The sequence below is a fragment of the Thiobacillus sp. genome (assembly GCF_018780105.1).
Lineage (GTDB): Bacteria > Pseudomonadota > Gammaproteobacteria > Burkholderiales > Thiobacillaceae > Thiobacillus.
In genome coordinates this window covers 1-10,077 of the sequence record NZ_JADMKC010000016.1, presented here as the reverse complement: position 1 = coordinate 10,077, position 10,077 = coordinate 1, and the positions used below count along the sequence as shown (strand labels likewise).

General features: G+C 62.2%; 7 protein-coding genes. 4 read left to right on the top strand and 3 right to left on the bottom strand.

The genetic code is table 11. The features are described from left to right. Nucleotides 1–106 precede the first annotated feature (106 nt). Nucleotides 107–2,107: an ATP-dependent DNA helicase gene (locus IV098_RS09940; protein ID WP_296888654.1), complete on the bottom strand. Its 2,001-nt coding sequence runs from the start codon at nucleotides 2,105–2,107 to the stop codon at nucleotides 107–109. 142 nt (nucleotides 2,108–2,249) lie between these two features. Here IV098_RS09940 and IV098_RS09935 point away from each other — a divergent pair, with 142 nt between their 5' ends. Both IV098_RS09935 and IV098_RS09930 read left to right on the top strand, forming a co-directional pair. Next, nucleotides 2,250–3,098 (top strand): alpha/beta hydrolase, encoded by an 849-nt coding sequence (locus IV098_RS09935; RefSeq protein ID WP_296888652.1) that lies wholly within the window; start codon nucleotides 2,250–2,252, stop codon nucleotides 3,096–3,098. Continuing rightward, a complete protein-coding gene (locus IV098_RS09930; protein WP_296888650.1) occupies nucleotides 3,095–5,356 on the top strand; it encodes an EAL domain-containing protein in 2,262 nt (753 codons plus the stop codon). The genes IV098_RS09935 and IV098_RS09930 overlap by 4 nt, the downstream gene beginning before the upstream one ends. A 23-nt stretch (nucleotides 5,357–5,379) precedes the next feature. On the opposite strand, the gene IV098_RS09925 is transcribed toward IV098_RS09930, so the two are convergent. Next, nucleotides 5,380–7,059 (bottom strand): AarF/UbiB family protein, encoded by a 1,680-nt coding sequence (locus tag IV098_RS09925; protein WP_296888648.1) that lies wholly within the window; start codon nucleotides 7,057–7,059, stop codon nucleotides 5,380–5,382. A 383-nt stretch (nucleotides 7,060–7,442) separates the two neighbouring features. Further along, nucleotides 7,443–8,126 (bottom strand): DUF6781 family protein, encoded by a 684-nt coding sequence (locus IV098_RS09920; protein WP_296888646.1) that lies wholly within the window; start codon nucleotides 8,124–8,126, stop codon nucleotides 7,443–7,445. Between the two features lie 107 nt (nucleotides 8,127–8,233). Between IV098_RS09920 and IV098_RS09915 the strand changes: the two genes are divergently transcribed. Together IV098_RS09915 and IV098_RS09910 are read left to right on the top strand one after the other, a co-directional pair. Continuing rightward, on the top strand, nucleotides 8,234–8,704 hold the full coding sequence (locus IV098_RS09915) for a C40 family peptidase (RefSeq protein WP_296888645.1): 471 nt from the start codon (nucleotides 8,234–8,236) through the stop codon (nucleotides 8,702–8,704). A 105-nt stretch (nucleotides 8,705–8,809) separates the two neighbouring features. Further along, nucleotides 8,810–10,077: PhoH family protein (locus IV098_RS09910; protein ID WP_296888643.1), on the top strand; the 1,268-nt coding region annotated here is incomplete at its 3' end.

Sequence of the window (10,077 nt, the reverse complement as noted above, 5' to 3'; positions counted from 1 at the left end):
CGGGGTTTCGGGGATGAGCGGGGTCGCCTTTTCTTTGGTTACTTTCTTTTGGCGAGACAAAAGAAAGTGACTAGCTGCCGGGCTACCCCCGGCCAACCACACTCAGCTAACCACGCGCCTCACCACCCGGCACCACTTCGCGTTCACCCCCCCCCTCGATGGATGGAGTGTTCAAACTCCCCGCCGCAAAAAACCGCGCCACCACCTCCAGCTTGCGCGTCCGCGTCATCGCCGGCAGCGCGTTCAGCAGCAGCTTGCCGTAGGGTTTGTCCGCCAGCCGGGTATCGCAAATCATCAGCACACCACGGTCTGTTTCGGTGCGGATCAGGCGGCCGGCACCCTGCTTGAGGCTGATTGCAGCATGCGGCAGCTGGTAATCCATGAAGGGCTTGCCGCCGTTCCTTTCTGCCAGCGCGATGCGCGCGGCGACGACGGGGTCGTCCGGCGGCTGGAACGGCAGCTTGTCGATGATGACGACCGACAACACGTCGCCCGGCATGTCGACGCCTTCCCAGAAACTCTGGCTGCCCAGCAGCACGGCGTTGCCGGCCTGCTGAAAGCGCGCGAGCAGTTCGTTCTTCGGCGCGTCGCCCTGCACCAGCAGCGGATAATCCCAGCCGCGCTGCTTGAGGGCTTCGACCAGCAGGCCGCGCGCTTTTTCCAGCGCGCGCAGGCTGGTGAACAGGATGAACGCGCGCCCCTTGCTGATCTCCAGCACTGGCAAGGCGGCCGCGACCACGGCATCGGTGAACTCGGGGGTGTTGGGCGCGGGGAGGTTCTGCGGCACGTACAACACGCCCTGACGCGGATAGTCGAAGGGGCTGTCGACGCACAGGGTATCGGCCTCTTCGATGCCGAGCCGGGTTTTCAGGTGGGTGAAATCGCCGCCAACGGCGAGCGTGGCGGAAGTCAGGATCCACGCCTGCGCACGCTCGGTGAGTTTGGCGCCGAACATCGCGCCGACCGACAAGGGCGTCGCGTGCAGCAGCAGCGAGCTCAGCGTGGTTTCGAGCCAGCGCACGCGCGGGTTGGCAGGATCGTCGTCGCGCTGCCAGCTGGCCAGCGTGGCCTCGATGCCTTGCGCGCGCTCGAAGCAGTTTTTCAGATCGGCATCGCGCTCGGCCTGGGTTTCCAGCAGTTTCGCCGTTTCATCGAGCGCCGCCGACAGCGCTTTCAGTGCATCCGGCCATTTGTCGTAGCGCGTCAGTTCCGCCACCGTCGCCTTGACCGGATTCTGCGGAAACGCCAGCCGCAGGTCGCGCGCCGCCTTGCCGAGGTCTTCGGCGGCGCGACGCAGCGCCGGAAAGTCACCCGCCTTCACCGCTGCCAAACGCTTGGTATCGCCCGCCAGATCGAGCAGCTGCGCGACCGACAGGGTTTCGCCAAAAAACTGCGCAGCGGTTTCGGCGAGTTGATGCGCTTCGTCGAGGATCACGGTATTACAGGCGGGCAAGAGTTCGGCCACGCCTTCGTCCTTCAACCACAGGTCGGCAAAGAACAGGTGATGGTTGACCACCACCACCTCGGCCTCGAGCGCAGCCTTGCGCGCGGACATCACAAAGCAGTCCTTGAAATGGCTGCATTCGCTGCCGAGGCAGGTGTCGCGGCTGGAAATCGCATAAAACCACGCGGTGGCATCCTCGGGGATGCCCTCGGCTTCGGCACGGTCGCCGCTGCTGCTGGTTTCGGCAAAACGGGCAATTTTCTGCAGCCACGCCGCGTCATCGCGGTTGGCAAAGCGGCCATCGCTCAAATTGCGCTGCAGATGATGGTGGCAGACATAGTTGGCGCGTCCCTTGAGCAGGGCGACTTTGACCGGCGATTTCAATGCGCGCCGCGCAGCGGGGAGGTCGCGGTGGAACAACTGGTCCTGCAGCGCCTTGGTGCCGGTGGAAATCACCACCTTGCCGCCCGACAGCAAGGCGGGAATCAGATAGGCCAGCGTTTTGCCGGTGCCGGTGCCGGCTTCGGCCAGCAACACGCCATGCGTCTCGATGGCCTGCTCCACCGCCTCGGCCATGGCCAGCTGTTGCGGACGCGAGCGCCAGCCGGACAGAACCGTGGCGCACGCGCCATCCGGGGAAAAAATACGTTTGAGATCAGACATTCAGGCCAGACTTTGTTGCGCCAAATTTCGAGCTGGAGTGTACCATCCGTCCAGAATCCACACAGTTTGCATGGCCATGGCTATAGCTTTCCGGAACATTTGCCGTAAAACGATTTGTAACCCTCGACACCTTGTTCCTTTCATGCGCCTCAAGCTGTTTTGCCTGCTGATCCTGTTTTTTCCAGTCGCGGCTCTGGCTAACCTGGTCGAGCTGAAAGTACGCCCCGGCATCCAGGCCAGCGCAGACTATCGAGCCGGCGCCCGTGGCAAACCTGCGGTATTGCTCTTGCACGGTTTTTTGCAAACGCGCGAATTCCGCACCGTGGCAACGCTTGCCAACAGCCTGCACGATGCCGGCTATACCGTTTTGGTGCCGACGCTCAGCCTCAACATCCCCAACCGCATGCAAAGCTTGTCGTGCGAGGCCATCCATCGCCACAGCATGAATGAGGACATCATCGAGATTGCCCGCTGGGTCGACTGGCTGAAATCGCGTGGCCATCAGCACATCGTCCTGTTTGGCCACAGTTACGGCAGCCTGCAACTGCTGGCCTATCTGGAGGGCAAACCCGATGCGGCAGTGGAGGCCTATATTGGAACGTCCCTGATCGAAACCCGGATTGCGACCCTGTCACGTCCCGCCCTGATAACCCAGTTGAGAGAGCAGGTACAGCACAAGCAAACCCGCCTGGTTACCCAGAGCGTATCGCTCTGCCCCCAGTACGCTGCACCCCCTGCAGACCTGCTGTCGTATGCCGTGTGGGATCAGCCACGCACGCTTGCGGCCGTAAAAAACGCGCCGGTGCGGATGCAGCTCATCATGGGCGATGCCGACAAAATCCTGGGGCACGGCTGGCTCCAGGCGCTGCAACATATCCAGACGCCAATGATCATCGTGCCGGGCGCCAATCATTTCATGGATGCCGAACATGAGTTCGACCTGTTCGAACACACGCTCGGCTTCCTGCAAACGCTTCCCACCACGCCATGATGAAATCACCTGGTTCCATCCCGATCAAGCAGGCTGCGCTGGCCTTCATCGTCGGCGTGCTGGTACTGGTTAGCCTGATTGGCGGCTTTGCCCTGCACGAGATGCGGAATGTCTCGCACAATCTCATGCAGTCCAATCAGAAAGCCGCACGCGCCGAACTCGCTGACGCGATCGAACGGCTGTCGGGGCAGATCAAGAACCAAGCCGCCACGCTGGGGCGCTGGGATGAAACCCGCCAACAACTGGTGATCCCCGAGTACTACAACTACTGGCGCGATCAGCGGGTGTACGAAAGCGGTATGCTGAGCCGGTTTGCCCGCGTGGCGCTGTACGACCAGTCGGGCAACAAGCTGCGCGCCGGCGGAACCAGCAACGCGCTGCCGGCCCGCCTGCCGTTTCATGTGGCGCCCCATCTCCACACCAGCTGGCTCAGCAACGAGGCGGGCGTCATCACCCTCTACTACGCGTTTCCGGTTTACAGCGATGAACGGCGACTGGCGCTGCTCGGCCACGGCCTGATTCGCTTGAACTACATGGCGGAGCTCCTGAACCAAAACAGTTTCCGCTATACCGACACCGCCAGCATCAAGCTGAACCTGAAGCCGGGCGCACTTCTGTCCGCACCGGAACTGCTCCCGAATCTGAGCCTGAGCGCCCGCAGCGACCCCGAACAATTGCGCTTCCAGGCCATCCTGTCGCGGGCGCTGCTCGCGCTGCTGATCCTGCTGGCCGCCACCGCCCTGCTGGGGTTTATGGCACACCACCGCCTGCTGGTGCGGCCATTGCGGCAATTGTCGCAGGACATCGATGCCATGAAGCAGGGACGCTTCGAGCCCAATCCCGAGCATGCCGAACCGATGCGGATCAGTGAACTGGAGAACATTCACCGTTCGCTGCTCGACTACCAGCTGCAGCTGCGCGAGCTGCACGGTTCGCTGGAGCACCAGAATCGCGAGTTCCGTTCGCAGGCGCGCCACGATGTCCTGACCGGCTGTTACAACCGGCGCGCCTATGAAGAAGACTGGTCGCGCTTCCGCGAGGAGATCAAGGCCGTCCCGCAAGGCGTGGCGTTTTTGCTGTTCGACTGCGACCGCTTCAAGAGCATCAACGACACCTACGGTCACGCCAAGGGCGACCGCGTGCTGACCCTCATCGCCGACGCGCTGGTGACGGCGCTGCGTGCCAACGACCGGTTGTATCGCCTGGGCGGCGACGAGTTTGCCGCCATCCTGCTGCGTACCACGCCGGCGCAGGCGCGGCAGATTGCGCAACGCTGCCAGAGCCTGCTCGATGCCAAGCGATTCAGCGAGCTCGATATCAACGAGCCGATCAGCGTCAGCATCGGCATTGCCTTCTGTGCGGCGGACCAGGTCGAACATATCGACGAACTGCCCAAGCAGGCAGACATCGCCATGTATACCGCCAAGCTGCCCGGGCGCAACCGGGTGGCGCTGTACGGCGACGACGTGGAACGCGCCTCGCAAACCCTGGTGGCCAGCCGCGAGACCAGCGCCGTGTTCCAGGCCCTGGCTACGCCCGGCATGATCGAAATGCATTACCAGTCGATACGCAGCCTGCCCGGGCTGGAGGTGAAATACTACGAAGCACTGGCGCGCATCCGCTATCACGACACACTGATCCTGCCGGCGGCGTTCCTGCCGGTGGTCAGCAGCCGCCGTCTGGAAACCGGCTTCGATCTGGCCGTGTTGCAGCAGGTCGATCTGGATTTGTCGTCCAAACAGCTGCCCGCCGGCGTGGGCATCTGCATCAACCTGACGGCGCAAAGCGTATCGCAGCCGGAAATCGTGTCGTATCTGCTGGAACTGTCCCGCCACAACACGCGCCATCCCCTGATGATCGAGATCGCCGAAACCTCGTTGATCACCCAGGTGACTGAGGCCAGCACCTATCTGGATTTGCTGCGCACGTCGCAATACCGCATCGCGATGGACGATTTCGGCACCGGGCATTCGCCGCTGCGCTATCTGGTCGACTTGCCGGTGGACGTAATCAAGTTCGACCTTTCCCTGATCAGCCGGCTGGAAGCCAACGACCGCGCAGCTCAGGTGGTGACGGACTTTGCCCGCATGATGATCAGCGCGGGCTATTCGCTGACAGCCGAAGGGGTGGAAACCGAGACGGCCCTGCGCAAGGTCGAAAGCCTGGGCTTCGCCCACGTCCAGGGATTCCTGCTGGACCACCCACGGCCGCTTGCCGAACTGGTCGCCAGCTTGAACGCGGTATCAGAGCCGAGCTGAGCGATCGGCTCAATGCGATCGGCTCAATGCTTGCCCGAACGCCAGATCGAGAAAATGATCCACAGGCTGTTGAAAAACGCGATCAGGAATCCCAGCAGGCCAAAAAGCGGCAGCCCCAGTAGCTGAGGTCCGCCCTTCACCGTCATGATGATGCTGGAGCCCACCACCAGCGAGGCGGTCAGGATGCCCATGGTCAGCCGGTTGCTGGCGCGATCCAGTTGATGGCCGAAGCTGTCCAGCCGCTTCAGATCGAGATCGATCTTGACGCGGCCGCGCCGCATGTCGCGCAGCAGGGTACGAAAGTCGCGCGGCAGATCCGCCACCACTTCAAGCGCCTCCCGCACGCTCTTGCGCCCGCGCGCCAGCAGGGCCTGCGGGGTAAAGCGCTGCTGGATGATACGTTCCACGAACGGCGTGACGTGATCGATCATGTGGAACTCGGGGTCGAGTTGCTGCCCCAGGCCTTCCAGCGTGATCAGGGTTTTGAACAACAAGGTCAAATCGGCCGGCAAGGCCAGATTGTTTTCGCGCATCAGCGCCGTGATGTCATTCAGCAGCGCGCCGACCTGCACATCCTTCAACTGAAGATCGTCGTAGCTTTGCATCAGTTCGGCCACGTCGTAGGCCAGCCGGTCTTCGTCCAGCACCGAATCGCCGCTCCAGTCGATCAGCACCTGCAGCAGCGCCTGTTCATCCTTGCTGGTCAAGGCATGCAGCAGATCGACAATCTGGTTGCGGCGGGCATGGGTCAGCATGCCCACCATGCCGAAATCGATCATGCCGATGCGGTTATCGGCCAGGAAAAGCATGTTGCCCGGATGCGGATCGGCATGGAAATAACCATGCTCCAGTACCATCCGCAGCACCAGATCGGCGCCGCGCGCAGCCAGCAAGCGCGCGTCCAGACCCGCCGCCAGCAGCTTGTCCTGCGCCACGCCCGACACGCCGATGATTTCCTCCTGCACATTGACCCGCGCATTGCTGAATTCCCAGTACACCCGGGGAATCTTCACCAGCGGCTCGTCGGCAAAGTGGCGCGCGAACTGGTCGATATTGCGCGCCTCTTTCGCCAGATCGAGCTCACGGTTCAGCGAACGACCGAACTGCGCCACGATGTGCACCGGGTCGTAGCGGCGCGCATCCGGCATTTCGCTGTCCAGCAACTTGGCCACGTGTTCGAGAATGCGCAGGTCGGCCTTGATCACATTCTCGATGCCGGGGCGACGGATCTTGATGACCACCGGCGTGCCGTCCTTGAGCGTGGCGCGATAGACCTGCGCCATCGAGGCCGCGGCCAGCGGGATCGGGTCGAAGCTGGAGAACACCGTATCGGGCTCGCCCTTGATCGCGGCCACCAGGTCGGCGTGCAGCGCCTCGTAGGGCACGGCAGGCACCTGACTGTGCAGCTTTTCGAATTCGGTAATCCAGTGCGGTGGAAACATGTCCACCCGCGTCGCCAGCACCTGCCCCAGCTTGACGAAGGTCGGGCCCAGCTCTTCCAGCGCGCGCCGGATGCGCACCGGCGCATCGAGCTGGCTGATTTCATTGCTGCTCTGCCAGTGCAGAATCCGCCCGGCCCGTTCCAGCACGCCGTTGATCCCCAGCGCCCGCACAAGATCGCCCCAGCCATATCGAATCATGACCGAGGCGATTTCATGCAGGCGTGGCAGGTCGCGTACGACCGAAATGGTTTCCCAGAGCATGGGCTAGTTATTGGAATCCGTGATGCCGAGAGTGTATCCGACAGCGATGCGGCTGTCGGCTGGGCAATCGCCCGATTGAACCTAAAAACCGCAGTTGACCGCTTCTCACCTTAAGAAATGCCGCATGAACGCTAACTCTTCTGCCTTCGATGACGTTCACCCATTGGGTGAGACCGCTACGCACCCGCTGGCGCGCCTGCTCGGGCGCCTGCCTTTGTCCCCGCGAGGGGGAGGCCGGATTCGTAAAGCCGCTGAAGCGGCAACGAATCCGCTCTCGCGCCTCCTTGCGGGCCCCGGCCCGCAGCGTCGTTGCTTCGCGGCAGACACCCGATCAGACGCACCCTCGGGCGCGTCCAACTGCAGTTTCTAGGTTGAATCAGATTTCAGGAACGCAGGCGATCGCTCTGCCGTTTCAGCGAATCGGAAAGCGCCGCCAGCACGCCGCTGGCCACCATCGACAACCGCTCGGTTGCCGTGCTGGCCGACTCGCTCAAACCGGCGCGCCCGGCCTCGCCGCTGCTTTTCAGGCCGCTGACCATCTGCTGCAAAGCCTCGCGAACCTGTTCGCCGGTACGGGTGCCGCTGTGCTTCAGGTGATCGCTCAGATACTCCAGCTCTTCCTTCAGCTTGCCGCCCGACTGACTGGCGGTCTGCTTCAGGGTGTCGACAAACTGTCCTTCCAGGGCGCGCAACTGTTCCAGACTGGCCTTCAGCTCTTCGTCCTTGAAGGCCTTGCCCTGGCTGACGGCTTCGCGCAGGGTATAGGACGCATTCTGCGCCGCGCTGCCGACCGCCTCGTCCAGGCCGGACACGGCCTGCCTGAGACCTTCCTTCATTTCGCCGCCGCGTGCGGCAAGACCGCTGCCCACGCCCGAACTGATCGCGCCTACGATCGCACGCAATTCGCCCAGCGTCATACGCCGGTCATGCAATGCACGTGCGGTCAATTCCCGCACCCGTTCATACAGATCGGGGGTGTCCGCAGCGGCGGCGGCTTCGTCGTGCCATTGCGCAAGCTGGGTGTTATCCGGGATACTGCCTTCGTCTGGAGTGGAAGTGTCATTCATGATGCTGTCCTCAGGGTTTATTCGGTTCGGCGACTCACGCGCCAGGGATTCAAGAAACATCCCGTTTGGCCGTAGCCTTCTATCAATATAGAGCAGATTGTTATTCGATGAAGCCTGTCACCTTGTTATTGGCGCTGCTGCTGTCTCACGCTGCCCATGCCGACGCGCCGCCCGAAGACATTCCCATGTATGCCGTCAGTCTGGTCGGCAGCCCTTATCGTCTGGGCGGCACCACGCCCGAAACCGGGCTCGATTGCAGCGGCTTTGTCGGCCACGTGTTCAAGCAGACGCTGGGCGTGCTGCTGCCGCGCACCAGCGTCGCCATCAGCAAGGCCACCCGCATCCTCACCCAGCCCGAACTGCAACCGGGCGATCTGGTGTTCTTCAACACCATGCGCAGCGCGTTTTCCCATGTCGGAATTTACCTGGGCGACAACCGCTTCGTGCATGCCGCCAGCAACCGCAGCGGCAAGGTCATGGTATCCAGCCTCAACGATCAGTACTGGCGCGACCGCTTCGACGGCGCGCGCCGCATCGCACCGGAAACCCAGGCCGCGCCCGTCGATGCGGCCGAATGACATGGCCTGCCGCATGCCAGGTGAAACATCGTGTCACCCGGCCGACTTGCGCCTGATGTAGGATGAAACCACCCCCCACCCACCCGAGGACAGCTCACTAAAACCATGCCGAGAAAAGCCCCCGCCCAGACCAAGCTGTTCGTGTTGGACACCAATGTGCTGATGCACGATCCGACCAGTCTGTTCCGCTTCGAGGAGCACGACATCTACGTGCCGATCGCCACGTTGGAAGAACTCGACCAGCACAAGAAAGGCATGACCGAAGTCTCGCGCAACGCCCGCCAGGCCAGCCGTTTCCTCGACGAAATGGTAAGCAAGATCGACACCATCGAAGAAGGCGTGCCGATCGCGCCGCATAGCCATGGCGCTGCCACCGGCAAGCTGTTCTTGCAGACCCAGGCGATCGCCGGCGACATTCCGCTGTCCCTACCCACCAGCAAGGTCGACAACCAGATTCTCGGCGTGGTGCTGTTCCTGTCGCGGCATTTCCCCAAACGGCAGGTCATCCTGGTGTCGAAAGACATCAACATGCGGATCAAGGCGCGCACCCTGGGACTGCCCGCCGAAGACTATTCCAACGACAAGGTGCTGGAAGACACCGATCTGCTGTATCCCGGCGTGCTCGAACTGCCAGCCAATTTCTGGGATGCCCACGGCAAGGGCATGGAATCCTGGCAAGCCAACGGCCACACCTTCTACCGCCTCAAGGGACCGCTGGCGGCAGACTTCCTGCCCAACGAATTCGTCTACCAGGAAGGCCCCAATCCGCTCTACGCCAAGGTACTCAAGGTCGAAGGCAAGCAGGCCGAACTGGTCACGGTCAAGGACTACAGCCACCACAAGAACAACGTCTGGGGTATCACTGCGCGCAACCGCGAGCAGAACTTTGCACTCAACGTGTTGATGGATCCCGAGATTGATTTTGTTACGCTGCTGGGGCAAGCCGGCACCGGCAAAACGCTGCTGACCCTGGCCTCCGCACTCGCCCAGGTGCTCGACAAGAAAATCTACAGCGAAATCATCATGACCCGCGTTACCGTCCCGGTCGGCGAAGACATCGGATTCCTGCCGGGCACCGAAGAGGAGAAAATGACGCCGTGGATGGGTGCGCTGGAAGACAACCTCGACGTGCTGAACAAGACCGACGACGAAGCCGGCGACTGGGGCCGGGCCGCGACGCAGGATCTGATCCGTTCGCGCATCAAGGTCAAGTCGCTCAACTTCATGCGCGGGCGCACCTTCCTCAACAAGTTCCTGATCATCGACGAGGCGCAGAACCTTACCTCCAAGCAGATGAAAACCCTGATCACCCGCGCCGGCCCCGGCACCAAGGTGGTCTGTCTGGGCAACATCTCGCAGATCGACACGCCCTA

Excerpts from the sequence above, each read along its gene's own strand:
- IV098_RS09930 (WP_296888650.1), top strand. The coding sequence starts at position 3,095 with ATGATGAAATCACCTGGTTCCATCCCGATCAAGCAGGCTGCGCTGGCC.
- IV098_RS09935 (WP_296888652.1), top strand. The coding sequence starts at position 2,250 with ATGCGCCTCAAGCTGTTTTGCCTGCTGATCCTGTTTTTTCCAGTCGCG.
- IV098_RS09920 (WP_296888646.1), bottom strand. The coding sequence starts at position 8,126 with ATGAATGACACTTCCACTCCAGACGAAGGCAGTATCCCGGATAACACC.
- IV098_RS09940 (WP_296888654.1), bottom strand. The coding sequence starts at position 2,107 with ATGTCTGATCTCAAACGTATTTTTTCCCCGGATGGCGCGTGCGCCACG.
- IV098_RS09925 (WP_296888648.1), bottom strand. The coding sequence starts at position 7,059 with ATGCTCTGGGAAACCATTTCGGTCGTACGCGACCTGCCACGCCTGCAT.
- IV098_RS09915 (WP_296888645.1), top strand. The coding sequence starts at position 8,234 with ATGAAGCCTGTCACCTTGTTATTGGCGCTGCTGCTGTCTCACGCTGCC.